Source organism: Muricomes intestini (assembly GCF_004346165.1).
Classification (GTDB): Bacteria; Bacillota; Clostridia; order Lachnospirales; family Lachnospiraceae; genus Muricomes; species Muricomes intestini.
This window is the reverse complement of sequence record NZ_SLZZ01000001.1, coordinates 164,663-181,730: the sequence shown is the minus strand read 5'-3', so window position 1 is coordinate 181,730 and position 17,068 is coordinate 164,663. Positions and strand designations below refer to the sequence as shown.

At 41.7% G+C, this 17,068-nt stretch carries 11 protein-coding genes and 1 pseudogene; 3 read left to right on the top strand and 9 right to left on the bottom strand.

The annotated features are described in order from the left end of the window. Nucleotides 1-46: 46 nt before the first annotated feature. The 3 genes from EDD59_RS00850 to EDD59_RS00840 all read right to left on the bottom strand — a co-directional run bounded on the left by EDD59_RS00850 (nt 47) and on the right by EDD59_RS00840 (nt 3,693). Entirely contained in the window at nt 47-1,675 is a 1,629-nt protein-coding gene (locus tag EDD59_RS00850) for a bifunctional diguanylate cyclase/phosphodiesterase (RefSeq protein ID WP_165920826.1), read from the bottom strand. Between the two features lie 304 nt (nt 1,676-1,979). After that, on the bottom strand, nt 1,980-2,273 hold the full coding sequence (locus EDD59_RS00845) for an EscU/YscU/HrcU family type III secretion system export apparatus switch protein (RefSeq protein WP_132377933.1): 294 nt from the start codon (nt 2,271-2,273) through the stop codon (nt 1,980-1,982). Continuing rightward, complete coding sequence (locus EDD59_RS00840; RefSeq protein WP_132377931.1) at nt 2,260-3,693, bottom strand: hypothetical protein; 1,434 nt, start codon at nt 3,691-3,693, stop codon at nt 2,260-2,262. Before EDD59_RS00840 ends, EDD59_RS00845 begins: the two co-directional genes overlap by 14 nt. 175 nt (nt 3,694-3,868) lie before the next feature. Between EDD59_RS00840 and EDD59_RS00835 the strand changes: the two genes are divergently transcribed. The 3 genes and pseudogenes from EDD59_RS00835 to EDD59_RS00825 all read left to right on the top strand — a co-directional run. Beyond that, the gene (locus EDD59_RS00835) at nt 3,869-5,920 is read left to right on the top strand and encodes a chemotaxis protein CheA (protein ID WP_132377929.1); all 2,052 of its coding nucleotides are present in this window, start codon (nt 3,869-3,871) and stop codon (nt 5,918-5,920) included. 23 nt (nt 5,921-5,943) lie between these two features. Continuing rightward, entirely contained in the window at nt 5,944-6,408 is a 465-nt protein-coding gene (locus tag EDD59_RS00830; protein WP_132377927.1) for a chemotaxis protein CheW, read from the top strand. A 14-nt stretch (nt 6,409-6,422) separates the two neighbouring features. Then, a pseudogene (locus EDD59_RS00825) lies at nt 6,423-7,007 on the top strand (CheB methylesterase domain-containing protein); the annotation flags it as partial. Nucleotides 7,008-7,099: 92 nt separating this feature from the next. Here EDD59_RS00825 and EDD59_RS00820 read toward each other — a convergent pair. From EDD59_RS00820 to EDD59_RS00795, 6 genes are all read right to left on the bottom strand, one after another. Continuing rightward, on the bottom strand, nt 7,100-7,504 hold the full coding sequence (locus EDD59_RS00820; RefSeq protein ID WP_132377923.1) for a bacteriohemerythrin: 405 nt from the start codon (nt 7,502-7,504) through the stop codon (nt 7,100-7,102). Nucleotides 7,505-7,522: 18 nt separating this feature from the next. Next, the gene (locus tag EDD59_RS00815; protein WP_132377921.1) at nt 7,523-12,019 is read right to left on the bottom strand and encodes an InlB B-repeat-containing protein; all 4,497 of its coding nucleotides are present in this window, start codon (nt 12,017-12,019) and stop codon (nt 7,523-7,525) included. A gap of 257 nt (nt 12,020-12,276) precedes the next feature. Beyond that, nucleotides 12,277-12,510: a hypothetical protein gene (locus tag EDD59_RS00810; RefSeq protein ID WP_132377919.1), complete on the bottom strand. Its 234-nt coding sequence runs from the start codon at nt 12,508-12,510 to the stop codon at nt 12,277-12,279. A 169-nt stretch (nt 12,511-12,679) separates the two neighbouring features. Beyond that, the gene (locus EDD59_RS00805) at nt 12,680-14,569 is read right to left on the bottom strand and encodes a metallophosphoesterase family protein (protein WP_128751638.1); all 1,890 of its coding nucleotides are present in this window, start codon (nt 14,567-14,569) and stop codon (nt 12,680-12,682) included. A gap of 95 nt (nt 14,570-14,664) precedes the next feature. After that, a complete protein-coding gene (locus EDD59_RS00800; RefSeq protein ID WP_129723832.1) occupies nt 14,665-16,581 on the bottom strand; it encodes a DUF3732 domain-containing protein in 1,917 nt (638 codons plus the stop codon). Then, nucleotides 16,578-17,066: a three component ABC system middle component gene (locus EDD59_RS00795; RefSeq protein WP_129723831.1), complete on the bottom strand. Its 489-nt coding sequence runs from the start codon at nt 17,064-17,066 to the stop codon at nt 16,578-16,580. The genes EDD59_RS00800 and EDD59_RS00795 overlap by 4 nt, the downstream gene beginning before the upstream one ends. Nucleotides 17,067-17,068: the final 2 nt, after the last annotated feature.

Below are 17,068 nucleotides of genomic sequence, written 5' to 3'. Positions count from 1 at the left end.
TTTAAAACATAACCTGACGCTTTTCGACACCCCTGGCCAAAAAAAATTAAAACATTATATATTTTCTTTCAAAGTCTTCTACAGGCATTGGCCTGTCAAACAAATACCCCTGTCCGAACTCGCACCCGTACTGTTTAAATATTTCTCTCTGGGGAACTGTTTCAATTCCTTCTGCTACCGTATGTGTCAGCTCCAGATCCATACACATATGCAGTATATATTCTGCAATAGTTCTGGACTTTCCTTTACTTTCTATTTTATCAACAAGACTTTTATCCAACTTAATCTCGTCAAAATCTGCAATTGATAGAATTGCCAGATCCGAATACCTGGAGCCAAAGTCATCTAAGGATATTGAAAATCCTGCTCTCTGGAGGGATACCAGCAGCCGCTCCAGTTCACGGCGGCCCAACACTCCTACGTTTTCCGTGATTTCTATGGTTACCATGCAGGGCGGCACTTTGTGCTTATCACAGATTGCCCTCATTTTCTTCACAATATCCTCTTCAGCCAGCGTAACGCGGGAAAAGTTCACGGAAACACTTATCTCCTGTGTACCGGATACCTGCCATTTTGTAAGGAGACGGCATACACTCTCCAACATATACATATCAATATGTCGAATCAATCCTTCTGACTCATACTTATCGATAAAAGCATTCGGATAAACAATATTGCCTTTTTCATCTATATACCTCACCAGGGCTTCTGCTCCCCCCATCTTCCCTGTCTTCAGGTTGATCTGTGGCTGTAGGTAAAGTTGAAACCGTTCATCCTGAATCTCGGCTTTCAGCCTCTCCGACAGAACGACCTGATATTTTCCTCTGTTTTCAGCCGGTGTTCTTTCCGCGGCCAGCTCCTCTCTCTCACTGTAATGGTACAGCTTTGCAAGATTCATTTTCTCATTTGCGGCAGAAATATGATATTCAATATCCCTTTCTCCGTCATAATAGCTTGCACCCATAGATACCTGGAACTGCTCATCCCATTTGGCCCGTTCTGTAAGCTCATTTACAACACTCTCAAATGCAGCTTCATCCATATCCTTTCCGAGAGCTATAAATTCATCTTCACCTATGCGGTAAACCTCATCCTCAAATATGGACTTGAGGACCTCGGCCGTATGGATTAATATAAAGTCTCCCCACTGGCGTCCATATGCATCGTTGACAATACGCAGCCTGTCTATATCTGCCACAAGAATTCCAAACCCGCCGAACTTCTGCTCATCCATCTGAGCCAGCCTGTTTAAATAACTTTTGCGGTTTCCCGCCTCTGTAAGTTCATCTACCTTGCTCAGATAATTGATCCTATTCTCCAACTCCATCTGTTCTGTAACATCAGCCGCAATCCCTAGGTGAAATATTTGCCCCTCGCTCTCGGCTGCTATACTTTTGCCCCTGAGATATTTTTCCATCTTCTTATTAAAACATTGCCATTCATGGGTCTGATCTGTAAACATACGGCAGGGGCAAAAATCACATGGACCTTCATTGCCATACAGCACCTGATAACAGAGCTTCTCAAACCACTGGATCCTGGGCGGATTCCCCAGGGCACTTTTAGCTTTTTTGTTCAGATAATATAGTTTATAATTTTCGGGATCAGAAAGATATATAATGTCATTTCCTTCATCCAGAGCTGAGAGCAAGGCCTCGCTAAAGTCATTTTCCATATTTCTCCGTACTCCTTTATATATCCGCTGTGTGATTTCCTTCCAGAATTTCATTCTTGTGTGATTCCATTATTAAATAACATTGTATTTATCAATTTCTTTTTGCTGAAAAAATCCGATAACATTTTTCATCCTTAACAAATTCTACTACATATTGTTTTGATAATCAAGCATAAATTATAGCATTGGGTTATATTTTGCAAAGAAAAGCAATCGAACGGCGAGTAACCTGCTGAGATTTTACATTAACAAAAAAAGACTGTACCCAAACAACTCTGGTAAAACAGTCCTTTTTTCGTTTATTTTATCCTTTCGGTTGGTCTTTTTTCTCAGGGACATAGTCCAGAAAATACATATAAATATCCACAATTGCCTGATATAGTTCTTCCGGCACTTCTGTGCCCAACTCCAGCTGGGTGAGCATAGTAGCCAGTGAATTGTCTTCATAGACAGGAACTCCATTTTCCTCTGCTGCTTCGATTATTTTCTCTGCCATATACCCCATTCCCGATGCAACGATAACCGGAGCTGCCTGCCGGTGTTCATTATAAGTCAGCGCAACTGCTTTCTGATTGAGTAGTTCTTTAAATTCTGACATTGACCGAATTCTTCCTTTCAAATATTTTGGGAAATGCATCGGATACAGTGATAGATTCCTGTCCCGTTTCCACAAACAGTTCTTCCGTCCTTATCCCGTTTTCTGACATGATTTTTGCAATATCTTCCTTAATAGTGCGGCTTCTGTCTTCCAGCTTCTCCGGACAGTTCAGCTGCATTCTGATATTGCCGCCCTGATAGACAAAATACATATCAAAGAAACCCAGCTCGCGGATGTCAAATTTTATAAGTCCCTGCACCGTTCTTTTTCCTGTTCCCGGTTTCTTCTCCTCACTCTGTCCCTCCGCATCCGGATCTATCCACATCTCCGCAAACATCAGACGCTCTCCCACCTGCATCGGGAGCATCATGTGGAGCACCGGCATGTATACACTTTCGTTAAGCAAAATAGACTGCATCATATTTTCAAAAGCTGCCTTTTGACTGCTCCCCGCCTCCCCCGCCATGCCGGATTTGATAAGCTCCGCAAACCGGTTCATCCACTGATTCTCTTTTGATGCCTTTTCAAACTCAGTATTCGCCAGAATCTGCAGCAGAGCAGAAGCCTCAAAGCCCTGAAAATACCTCTGCATATCCGGATACCTCATCAACTGTTCAAAAGAATCCAGAACCCGGCCGGGTATTCCGTTTTCACAGCGCGCAGTAAAGGATGCCAGAAGGGCTGCCATATCTCTCATACTTCCCCTTTCATGACTCCTTGCTATGTAGAGATTCAGAAAAGGCAGAATTTTCCCACGGATTATTTCTATATTTTCCTTTACTTCTCCGCTGCCCATGCCGTATTGGAGCTGTCCCTCCAGCTGCTCCAGCTGTTCTCTCGAGTCTCTGTACATCTGTCCTTTTATGTTGTTCAGTGTTTGACGGATATTCTCCATGAGGTGTGGTGTCTCTGCCATATCTGTGTACCGTTTCATAAAGTCGAGAATAGAAGCTTTAAGCTCCAGGGGGGAATCGGAATTCATCACCTGCCTGAGAAGCGAAAAAAAAGTTCCGCTGAAGCGGACGGCTGCATTGCTCTGATTCTTAATCAGTCCCGGCACATCCTGGGGAGAAACTTCAATCATCCTTAAAAATTCTGTCAGCTTTTGTGCAAAGCCCTCCTCCAGTCCTGATTCTGCCAGGGTTCCTGTACCCTTCATAAATATCCGGGAAAATTCTTCAGTCAGATTAGGGCCCTCTTTCATCTGCTGAATGAAAGTCCCATAGTTGGATTCATACTGGAACTTTAGTCCCATATCCTGCCCCGCCCCGGAATCACTCCTGGCATCCGGTTTTACCACTTTTTCAGGATTCACCTGTCCTTGTATAGCCGGGTCCGGCGTTTTTAAAGGATTTGTTTTTAACTGATTTGAATTTTCATACCCAGTCATGGGAGTTGTAACTTTTAAAACATTTGACATTTTTTCACCTGCCCTGATTATTTTTTTGTTTACCTTGCCGATATATAACTTATAGTGGGTTTATGTGTATAATGAGACATTTTCTTTGACTGTCAAAACATGTTAAGAGTACATTACCACATATACCCTTGCTTTTGCAATATTTTTACCAAATATAAAATAAGGCGGTGCAATTATGGACAATACAACAGACAGCCTGCTCGAAACTTTCCTATTTGAGACAAATTCCCTTTTGGAACAGTTGGATGAAAGGCTTATTAATGCCGAAAAAGCAGGCAGCTTTACTGAAGATGATGTGAACGAGATTTTCAGAAGTATGCATACAATTAAGGGTTCCTCTGCAATGCTGGAATACCAGTCTTTAACGGAAGTGGCCCATCATATTGAAGACCTCTTCTTTTACATACGTGAAAACGGTATGGACACTTTGGATGAGGAGCAAAAAAGTGAGCTTTTCGATCTGATGTTTAAATCCATGGACAGACTGGGGGAGGATATCACACGGGTAGAAAATAATCAGCCCTTGGACGCAGACATTACAGATTTTACAAATGAAATTAACAGCTTTCTAAAACGAATCCAGAAAAAAGATGCTGACAGCTCTCCTGCTGCCCTTTCCAAAGCCGCCTCCCCTGACGTAAGCTCCTTTAAAATGGATGCCCCTTACCTGCTTCGGGTTTTCTTTGAGCCGGACTGCGGCATGGAGAATCTCCGCTCTTTTATGCTCGTGACAGCACTGGAGGATAAGGATTTGACGTTTCAATTTTTTCCGGAGGACGTGGAGACAAATTCCAGTACGGTAGGGACCATTGCGGAAAACGGATTTCTTCTTGGATTCTCCTCAGAAAAAGATGCGCAAAGTGCAATAAGGGTTTTGAAAAGCACCAGCAATATTCACACATATGAATTGATTTCCAACCAGAGTAATATGCAAGAGGAGGCGGGTATCCCGGAAACTGCCGTGCCCGGCAAGACAAACCATACTCCCCCGGCAGGTTCTACTCTTTTGGCCGGCGGTTCTGCCCCGGCCTCTCACACAAAGCAGAGTCTGATCAGTGTAAACTTAAGCAAGCTGGATAAGCTGATGGCAGTTGTGGGTGAAATTGTTATTACAGAATCCATGGTGATTGCTTCCCCGGACCTTCAAAATGTAAAGCTGGATAACTTCTTAAAATCGGCCCGCCAGCTCCGCAAGTTGACGGATGACCTTCAGGACATTGCAATGTCTCTGCGGATTGTCCCGGTTTCCAGTGTATTTCAGAAAATGAACCGTATTGTCCGGGACATGAAAAAGACCCTTAACAAGGATGTACGGCTGACTATAATCGGGGAAGACACAGAAGTTGACAAAACCATCGTAGACAGCATCTCAGATCCTATCATGCACATTGTCCGCAACTCTATGGATCACGGCATTGAGGATACTGTGGAGGAACGTCTGGAGGCAGGAAAAGAAGCTCAGGCGGAGATTATCCTTTCCGCAAAGCATACAGGAAGCGAAGTTATTATTTCTGTGGAGGATGATGGGAAAGGTATGGATACCGATGCAATTCTTGCAAAAGCAAGCCGAAATGGCCTGCTGACTAAACCTGTGGAGGAGTATTCCAAAAAGGAAATTTTGTCTCTTCTTATGCTGCCCGGTTTTTCCACCAATTCTGAGGTCACCGAATTTTCAGGCAGAGGGGTTGGCCTGGATGTTGTCCGCAAAAACGTAGAAGCAATCGGCGGTGTTGTCAGCATTACCAGCGAAGAAGGAAAAGGGAGCAAGACAACCTTAAAACTCCCTCTGACACTTGCTATTGTAGATGGTATGGAAATTTCAATTGGAGGAAATATATTCACAATTCCTATCGCCAACATAAGACAATCCTTCAAGGCAACAAATGAGGATATTATTTTGGATGCTTCAGGACATGAAATTATAAAATGTATGGATGAATTTTTCCCCATTGTCCGCATCCGCGATTTGTTTCATATGGAGGAAGGCTTCACAGATATCGATGACGGAATTATGATGTGGGTAGAGGCAAGTGATAAATCATACTGCATTTTTGTAGATCAGCTGATCGGAGAACAGCAGGTAGTTGTCAAACCGTTTCCACCATACCTTAACAACTTTAATATTAAACACTCCGGCATCAGCGGCTGTACCGTTCTCGGTGACGGCAATATCAGCATTATCCTGGACATTGGAAGTATATATACTGCTGCGCAGGAAATATTTTAGTCAAATAGATTGGAGGTTTTATTATGTCAGACACAACATCAACAGGCAATTTAGAAGAAGAACAGCAGACTACTTCCCGTTTTCTTACTTTCACATCAGATAATCTGGTGTTTGGAGTCAGCACAGATAATGTAATTGAAATTATTACAAACTATATGATTCGTCCTCTCCCCATGGTGCCGGATTATATAAGGGGCATTATTAATCTCAGAGGGCAGATTATCCCGGTTATGGACATGCGCCTTAAGTTGGGCAAGCCTTTTATGGAATACACCGCATCTACCTGCATCATCATTCTGGAAATTGACTCCCTCCACATCGGCATTGCAGTAGATTCAGTTTTACAAGTTCAGAATATTAATACGGCACTTGCATCTCCTATTCCTATCGAGAACCGCCAGGAGCTGACAAACCTGATGCTTTCTCTTGAAGACGGCACCGTAGTCCTGCTGTTGGACTGCGAAGCAGTCATCAGAGGTTCACTATGAAAGTTCTGTCCTCCATGCTGATTGCTGTCGGTGCCTCCACAGGCGGTACAGAGGCAACTGTACAAATCCTCAGCGAGCTCCCCGGTGATATTCCCGGTATTCTAGTGACCCAGCATATGCCGGAAGGCTTTACAAAAATGTACGCCGACCGGCTGGACAAGCTTAGCAAAATAGATGTCCGGGAAGCAAAAGACGGGGATATTATACATCCCGGGCTTGCCCTGATAGCTCCCGGCGGAGACCTGCAGATGAAGGTACTGCGTGACGGCAGTCATTACCGGGTCCGCTGTTACCCGGGTGAAAAGGTAAACGGACACCGCCCCTCTGTGGATGTACTATTCCACTCTGTGGCTGAGACAGCCGGACAAAACGGGGTGGGCATCATATTGACCGGGATGGGACGGGATGGGGCACAGGGGCTCCTCCATATGCGCCAGAGCGGAGCCTATACCATCGGACAGGATAAGGAATCAAGTGTTGTATACGGAATGCCGATGGCAGCTCACCAGATAGGTGCCGTATGTATACAAGCTCCCTGCCAGAATATAGCCAGTGTATTAATGACGTATCTGCAAAAGCAGCTGCCCCCCGAAACATAAGCCCGGAAAGTACCTGGAAGCAGAAAGTACACTGCACCAAAAAGGCACCTATTTTTAAACAGATGCCTTTTTTCATTGCTGCTATTACTTTTTTATTTATTGTATCTGCTGACATAAGATGCCAGTTTTCTGTCTTCTATCCGGATATGGGCCACCAATATGCCGATCAGCTTATTTAACTCTGCCAGAGACGCAATGTCTGCATTACTGGCCAGTATTTTATCTGCTCCTCCTTCTATCTGCCTAATGTAATCCTCATGAAACTTCTTGTGTGCCGGATATCCTGGGTAGTTCACACTTGTCTGAAGATTCTGTTCATCCCTGAAATGCTTTTTTACATAATCCACAAGAAATTTGGCCGCTGTCTCCACCTGGCTTCGTCCCTGTCCCTTTGCACATGCATCTTGCAGATTATTAACCATTCTGAACAACTCTCTGTGCTCAGAGTCAATCAGTGCATTCCCTGTTTCCAAGTCCTTTGTCAGTTCATATTTCATAGTGTTTCCTCCTGGTTCTTATCTTATCTTTTTATACAATGCCCCGAGAATACCAGCTGCAGCTAAAATAATTCCTGCGATAGAATATGTCAGAGGAGCTTTATCTCCGGTGAGAATTTCTTTTAAATCGCCGGCAGCACTTTTAAGTGCCTGGGCAGATGTATCCGTCCCCGAACCTGTGGCGCCTGAGCCTGGGGTGCCTGAACTTTGGGTTCCCGAGCCTGGGGTGCCTGTCCCCGATGTGCCGCCGGATGTGTTTTCATTATTGCCGTCCCCGGATATGTTTTCAGACCACTGTGCCGTTAATACTGTATCCTCCTTTAGTGTATCCTTACTGAAATTCCATGGGTTTCCGTCTGGGCCTGCCCAGCCTTCGAAGGTGTATCCGTCCCTTGTCGGTGCGGCCGGCTCCGTAATCAGCGAGCCATAAGCCAGCGTCTGGGACTCGGCAGCCTCAGAGCCCCCGGCAGTATCGAAGCTGACCGTATACATATTTGCCTCCCAGCCGGAATAAATCGTTGTGTTTCCATTTACAAAGTCCTCACTAAAATCCCAGGGCTCCTCCCACTTGGCATCTTTATACCAGCCTGTAAATGTATAGCCTGTTCTTGCAGGATCCTCGGGCTGCTCGGGCTGTTCTCCCCAGATCATTTCCAGATCTTTCATCTCTGTGCCGTCATAGGTTTCAAAATGTACCGTATACTGTGTATCCGACCAGTATGCATAAAGATCTGTATCCCCTCGGACCTGATCCCGCTTAAATACCCATTTATCCTGATATGTATCATCCTGGTACCATGGACTCAGGGTTTTATGAGGTACTGTCTTGTTAGGTTTGGCAAGATAATCCCCAACTTTATAAGCCTCCTTATAGGTTTCCACCTCTTCCTCAGCACTGTCCAGGGAATCTCTGTAGTGATAGCGCACTGTATATTTTTTCAGCTCCCACTTCGCATAAATGGTCATTGCCCGGTCAACATATTCAGAAGCGGGTGCAAAAGGCTGTGTCAGCTCAGGATCCCGGTACCATCCGGCAAGCACATATCCTTCTTTAGTAGTCTTTAAACTTTCACTAGAAACATATGTGCCATAAGTCACCTTTACCGGTTCAAGGACCGAACCACCGTTTGTCTCAAAGGACAATGTATAGATATCTGGTGTCCATGCCGCGTACAGACTCATATCTCCTGTCACTTTGGACTTGGTAAAATTCCAGACAGTTGTATCGTCTTCCGGATTCTGCACCGTATGCCATGCTCCAAAAGTATAATGTTCCCTCACAGGATCCGGTGAAGGCTTAGCCAGTAAATTGCCGTACCGCAGACCAGTTTGAGGTGGAACGCTGCTGTCCCCGTCATAAGTGATAAACTGAGCCGTATATTCATCCCAGGTCCAGTACGCATAGAGATTGAGAGGTTCGTTTTTTGGAGGCTCTACCCGGTTCAGTGCAAAATCCCACAGCCCCTCGTCCTGATACAACTCATCTGTATACCAGCCATTCAAAGTATATCCGGGTCTCTTCTTTGTGGCTTCAGTTTCCTGATCCTCTACCTGCTCCCTCGTTAAAAAGTCTCCAAATCTCACTTCCTCCAAATCTACCTGGACTATCTTTCCGGAATCTTCATTTTCCGGTTCATACTTTACATTGAGAACAACATCCACAGGTTCCCCCTGCCATCCGGCATAGAGTGTCATATCTCCGGTCACCTGATCTGCAGCAAAATCCCAGAGTTCTGTCCGTTCTTCATCCTTATACCAACCAAGAAACTGATATCTTTCCCTAACCGGATCGTCAGGTTTTGCAAGCAGGTCACCGTAATGAACTCCTGTATATGGTCCGATGGGATTCTCATCCTCTGCATAAGTTTGGAAATTGATTGTATATTCGTCCTGTGTCCAGTATGCATAGAGGGTCATATTTCCCTTTACTGTATCTGCAGCTCCGGCACCGGCAAAACTCCATTTTTCCCCTTTACCGTCCTCTTCAGTATACCAGCCCTGGAACGTATGCCCCAGCCAGTTCTGCCCGTCTGCAGGGTAATTAGGCTGGCTTAATGTTTTCCCATATGCAACCTCCTTTGAACTTTCACTGGAAGATAAGGCGGGACAGCCCTCCTGGGAAGTATCAAAGTTAATTTTATAGACCTCCGGTTGCCATAGCGCCTTCAATATAATATCTTCCGTCAAAGAATCTTCAGACATATCCCATACTTTTCCTCTATCGGTAACCCAACTTTCTACCTCATAGCCGGTTCTTGTAAACATCCCCGCAAGCATATTGTCTAAATCATCCCCATAAGTGTCCCGTAACGTTCCACCATTGTCCACCCAAAGAGACTGTTCCTCCTGAGGCACTGCATCAGCGCTGTTAGGCCGAAAGGTTGCCCAGCACGTGACCTGACGCCACTTCACATATAAATCAAAGCTTCCGTTGGAGTCTTTCAGCCCTTCTGAAAAATCCCATTTATTCGTTAATTTTGCATCTGTATACCAGCCTTCCACTGCATATTCTGTAGGCAAAGTAGTACGGGCATCCCTTTTTGCTGCCGGCTCCGGGATTTTCTCTCCAAATGCAACAGTATTAATCAGAGGGCTTACGCTTTCTGTCCCATCGGCTGACACATGATAGCTCACCGTCGTATTATTAGCTCCCCAGCCTGCATACAACGTGATGTTGCCTGTAACCTTGTCGGAGTTCATATCCCAAGGTTTTGTACACTTTGCATCCCTGTACCATCCTATAAATGTATACTCCAAGCGCTGGGGCTTCGCCGTTATTGCTATAGGTCTAGTCGCCGGCACCGTCATTGGATTGTCAGAAGGCATGCCCGTCACGGTATCTGTTCCTGCATTTGCATTAAACGTTACTTGGCAGTCTGCAAGCCAGTTTGCCTTCAGCACAGTAGTTTCTTTCGTAATCTTTGTTCCATCGTCACCGAATATCCAATCCGAGCCATCCTCTGCAAGCCAGCCTACAAGTGTAAAGCCTTTCCGTACAAGAGAAGGGGGCTTTTCATCTTCCTTTACATCGCTTACTGTATCGCCAAATTTTTTCTTAATTTCATTTCCCAAAGACTGCCCATCGTTATAATACTTGACTGTACAGATGATGGGTCTCCACGACGCATACAGCAGCATACCATCCCTTACTACGGTATTGCTATCACTTTCCCCCTCGAATTCCCATTGATCATTCTCCTCAAAGGAATCCTTTGTTCTGTGCCAGCCCAAAAGATCATGGTTATTTCTCTTAGGTTGCTCCGCCAAAGGACTAATTGTGGTTCCATACCCTACATTCTTTAATAACCTTTTTGACTGTCCATCTGGAAACCTCCCCCCGTTTGCGTCAAAGGTTACGGTATATGTGATTTTCTGGCTTTTCAGGGCTGTCAGCGAGGCCAGCGTATTGCCTGCCCCGGTAAGGTTATAGCTATGCAGGTCTCTATTTAAAGCATTTGCCAGCAATATAGAGTCTTCAACATCTGCGGCTTCAGTAGCTGCTATATATGATACATAATCACCGCCTGCAGTTGTCGTAGACGCTGCAAAGGACAGATATCCTGCCGGAAGCTTTATAACATACTGTTCTGCTCTGTCGTCCCTGTTTTCAGCCTTGATTATAGTAGAATCAGCCGGTGCCGCAGCAAGAGTTCCCTGTAGAATCTTCTTTGTATCTGCAGTTGAAGATACTTTTACATTAATCGCACCCTCTGTCCTATTACTGTATGCCTGAAAATCTGCTTCCTCACCAACCCAGAGGGAGCCGCCCCCTACATTTCCATTTCCAACTGCATATGCACCTCCGCCGCCGTATACCAGGATACTGCCTTTTCCCCGGATACGAAGCGTGGCTCCATCCTCTAATGTAATTCCCGACACAAATGGACTTCCCAACAGGAGAACTCCCGTTTTATCTGCCTCGCCTGACAAAACAAGTTCAACGGTGGCACCCTTTTTAATGTAAATAGGACTTTTTGAGGCTTTATCATCAAGATGCGACAAATCAATTCCCAAATCTGAAAGAATTATTTTACACTCAACCCCAGATTCTATTGTTATATTGTGAGCTTTTGTCTGACCAATCACATTGTAGTCACCACTTTGCTCCAGAACAATATCACCGTTCTCAACATTGAGTGTATTGTCTGTGGTCTCTGCTCTCAGCGCATTTATTTTATTCTCCAGCAGAACATTGTTTGCATTTACTGTCCCATCGGCCATCCCCTGAAGCCGTTCCTTCATATATTCGGCAGGAGCCGCATATTTCTGCTCCACGACAGCCTCTTTTCCCATCGCTTCTGCTCCCTGAGATGTACTGCCTGATTTTAAAAGTTCTTGGATTTCCTCCGCCTCTTTGACTGCTTCACGGTCAAACTTTTCATCCTCTGCGTCCTCCTGTATATAAATTCCTTCTGCCCGCACTGTAATTGCTTTGCCGGAAAGCGCGAAGACAAGTATTGTCAGAAGAACACTGCATATTCTTAATATTTTGTTTTTTTCAGTTTTAATTTTCATGGCTGCCCCCTGTTTTTCGTCCAGATGGTAAAATATACTTCTATTGTATATTATCGGCAAAACTGCATGATTTTTAAGTGATTCTCAAGAAATATAATAAAGAAATATATGCAACAAAAAAAGCCCTTACCCCACTGAGCTCCAGTGAAATAAAGACTCTGTGTCATTAGTACAAAATAGATGCACTAACAATTTGCTCTGTTATTACAAGAAATGTTTTATTAACTTCACATTATGCTCATAATAGACCGTGCGACTTACTTTTTTGTTTTTATATGTAATACGATAGATAATATCAAGCATATTACAGTTGGAGGCAAAAACAATACGCTGTGAATAACAGCATCAAACTCAGCACCCATAGAAGCATATGGGTTGTACTCTTGAATATTGTAAATATAAAATAGGCCTCCCAAATAACACATTAATAATACGCTTGCAATTCCGAGTAAAATTCTTGACCCAATATGTTTCTTCATTATAAATCTCATTTGGTAATCTCCTAAACAAAATATAAATAATACTAAGTTGGATTATACCTTTTAAGTATAACATAAACAATCAAGATAAAACAGATACAATTCTGCATCCATTTTATCCTGATAACTTTGTGTAATTAGTACAAAATAGATGCAGAATCTTCTTTGAAAGATTCAGGGGTTAAAAAAGACCTTTTCCACAAATCTCTGCTTGCATTTGTGTTTCACCCTTAATAGTCAAAGAATATAGTTTTCCGTAACTCATTGCTGATGTATCGACCTCAATTACGGAATTTTCCAGTTGTTGTATTGGCATGGAACAATTATCTTCTTTACTTATAAGGCAAAATTCAAGGGGCTTGTCTACGGAAACCTGTTCACCGTTTATATATTTTTCAACTCCAATGCGAACTTTGTTTTTTATTCTGACAGAATAATCAAAGTATGATTTACTGTTAAATGCTAAATCCTCTCTATATAGTCTATAGCCTACGTTTTCTTGTTTTTCATCGCATACATTTACAGAGAATCGCAAAAATATCTCATCGTCATCTTCCCACCAAATCAAAATATCTGTCTTTCCAATGCTTTTTCCTATTATAGACATCTTATCTGAAGCTATTATATTTTGATTGGATACAGACAAGAGAAGCTTTGCATCCTTAATATGTTTGTAATCTTTAATTAGTAGCGGTAGTAATTCTATTTTTTGATCTACTCCTATATTTTCGATTGGTGACAGTAATTCTATCCGGTAGTTTGAAATTGAGTCCTTGTTTGCAATTCCTGTTTTAAAATCATCGGATGGACCTTTTAATTCTCTATTACAGGTGAGTTTTGTGACACCGGAAATAGTTGAGTCTATTCCTATGACTTTCCATACAGCATTTGACAATATAAATGTATGATTGTAGTTAATAAGATGTGTGTATTGATTGTTTTTCAATACGCAAGTTAAGCTTCCTGAACCCACCGATATCATAGGAGAATGTTCAATCCAAAATTTCATACCCTCTGTTGGAACTCTGCAATAGAACTCTCTTACTCTGCCATCCAAAACAATTTTAATTTTATTGTCAAAACCACCACCGTAAGCTTCTGCAACTCCATTTAAATCTATATGCAGATCTGAATTGCCTTTGTAGAAATGTTGATATTTGTTCCAACTATTGTTTTCCCAAGAATACGCAGAGATATTAATATTATTACTCTCTACACAAAACTCCCCCAACGAAAAACCTGCTCTTACTCCATTTTCTTGTTTTATACATCCTACAGTGACTTGCGGGACACCCAAGGTGTCATCTACCCATAACGTATGACTATGTCCACATAAATATAAGCAGACTCCATAGTCATTAAAAATATTTACAAGCTTTCTTTTTTCAGTAGGTTCCAGCAAGTCAAGCCCTCGATGACCAACAGCAATTGTTATTTTTTCAGTAGGCTTGACGGTTAAAAGCTCATTCAGAACATAACTACTGCCTGCCATTAGCGTTCCGGCATCATTTATGCATTTGTTTCCACTGGCATCTTCAACACTTTGTCCCGCTAAAAGTTCTGTGTTAATCAGTAAAATATTACAATCCTTTGTCACCACAGCTTTATGAGGACTGATCTTATAACAATTATCAAACATTGTATTGACAAAATCAGTACCGTAGATAAAGTTCAGTACTTTCTTGTAAAATGAAAAAGCATCAACTAATTCAGGCAAATTAACGAATCTACCTTTTTCGGTTTGATATTTGCTTTTTTCAGTAATAAGTAGTTCTTGTCTATTATTATAGTCTCGATTCAAATCATGATTTCCCGGTACGCACAAAATATTACATGTATTAGTTATTCCAACTAATTTTGTGATTCCCAAAATAAACTGTGCAACTTTTTGGGCGTTTTCGTCAGTATCATCTTGGCAACTTGCATCCCTAAAGTCACCTGAAAGGATCAAATAGTCTACAACAACTTGGTTTTGATATAAAAAATCCTTTAGTTTATCTCTTAAATAATTACTATCTGTACCATCATCATCAGGATTAAAATGCAAATCAGATAGATGTAACCATTTCATTATTTCACCTCGGCTCTACTTTTAAATAATTATATCATGAAAACAAAAAACAGTTAGATAATGTTGACATTGTATATCCCATTTCCAAGTGTGTTTTATTTTTTATACCAATCTTCCGGTACTAAGTTATTTTCATTCCACCAATCTTCAATAACAGAATTACGAAAATTCTCATCTTTTAAATTAGCATGATCTACTATAATAACTTGAAGCTTTCCCTTTAGTTCTGATGTCCTATTGGTGATAAAGTTATACAAGGTGCTAACCATATTCCAATCTGTATTTTTTTCATCCAATTCTGATGGAAAATAGACCTGTGAAGGTTGATCCAAAAATATAAAATTAGGCACCGGCCTGTTCAGAGTAATAAAATATTTATGTAACGCAAAGTAGGTTATTAAATGTATCCCGACCCAATTTGACCCACTGCCGAGCTGTTTTAAAGGAACAGGGCGATCAGCTTTATCCACAATAACTGTAACTTTGTTCATATCTAGACGATATGGGTTTTCAGAATGTTCCAAGTTCAGTTCTTTAGCCCATTCACTCATATCTACAGATATTCGTGATAATACAGATTGCTTACGATCTTCTAGTGAGTCTTTATCTAATATTTCATCAATATCACATATTCTGTCCTCAATCTTTTTAATGGCTTTTTCTTTACCTGTAGAGTCGTCATGTTGCTCTACGCTTTCCAACCATAGACTAATTCTACCAACTACTTTTGCACGTCTAGAATTTAAATCTTTTAATGCGATAGCATCCTGATTTTGAGTATAAATGCCATCAATTTCAGACTTTACTTGGATAATGTCTTGTCGTATTTTTTCCCTCTCTGATTCAAGTGAGTCAATATATTTTCTTAATTTGGGTTTTTCTCGAGTAACGTTTTGTATATTGTCATCTAGGTTTTTAATAGCGGTTCTTATCATGTCAATATTGGGCAAAGGCATTTCTAGTTTGTTGGCACATAAGGGGCAATGATCCGGTCTAAAATCAAGCTTTTCAAATAAGCCAATTGAACTCAGCCTAATTTTCTGATGCTCAACTTCATTCGCGTAGCCGCTCGTTTCTCCTGCAAATGTTTTTGCATTACTAATATCCTGATTAAGTTGTTCCAATTCATCCTCAGATTTTTTAAGCTCTGATTGTAAAAAGCTTAAACGATCCATACCAACAGTTTCAGCATTTACAGGAGTCCATTCATTCACGCTTTTTAAAACTTTATACACAGATTCGTAACTGTCATAATCTGCTTCAATATTATCGTATAAAAGGCCTACATACTTTGCTTCGGATATTAATGAAATGGCCCTTTGTAAACCTCCTCCTTGAAGCATTCTAATTTCTTCCAGTCTGCGTTTTTCAATTGCTAATTTTCTTTTTAGAATACTTCTTTCATTTTCTAAAGCTAGCGATTCCTCATTCACTATACCCAAAAAATATGGCAAAGTGTCTTTTATGGCCTGAGTTATGAAATCTTCCGATTGCTTATGAAATAAAAAAGTTTTTGCTGCTATCTCATCCTGATTTTGAAAGCAGTAGTATAATGCATGTCTAATATTAGCAGCAAGGGGATCGCGGCTTTGTCCGTCTGGCGGTATATTTAGGTTCTCAGAAATGTCTAATCTCTTAGTTAAAGCCTCCTCCAATCCAGCAACATTAGTATTGGAAACAAAATCACATTTTTCGGGAACTTCTATTTTTTCTCCAATCTCAATATAACAGAAGCCGGTAGACTGTTGACCGGGGGGCGGATTTTGGCGAGCTACAAATACTCTTTCGCTATCAAACTGCAATAGCAATCCATACCACGACACATTTTCTCTAATTACGCCATCGGCAATATCACAAGAACTTCCGCCAAGGCAATAATCAATTATGTCGCCCACAGCGGATTTTCCGGATTTTGATTTTCCTGATATTATATTGACCTTTCCTAATTGAAATGGCAAATGCCTTACTTGTCCATTTAATCCATATAGGACTAATTCTCGTATTTGCATCATGGTCTTACCCCCAAACTAACATATACTGTTTCAACTTTTCCTGCTGCAGCAAACCATTTAGCTACATGTTCGCTTTTATTAAGACAATCTTTGATTTCGTCATTAACATATTTTGTCTTACTGAGCGGTCGAATCGTTTGAGATATTTCAAGCTCTGCAGCGTTTGTTAACAGTACAACACCACTTTGAAGCAAAAGCTCCATAGCCTCATTGGTTATCTGTACCATATCTTTTGTTCTCTCAGCAAAACCTATTAATAATTCAGGATATCGTTGTTGCCATATGATCAATTGTGTACGACTTGATATGCACTCTCTAGTTTTTTTATGAAGTATCAATGGAAGAACCAGATAAACAAGAGGAAATGGAAAAGCTCTTTTTGTCACCTCATTATATGTTTTAATGCAACTGTGCAATAGCCTACCACAAAACGCCGGATTAAGTAAATAAGCTACTTCCTTTGCTCTAAGATTCCAATTCCTCAAAT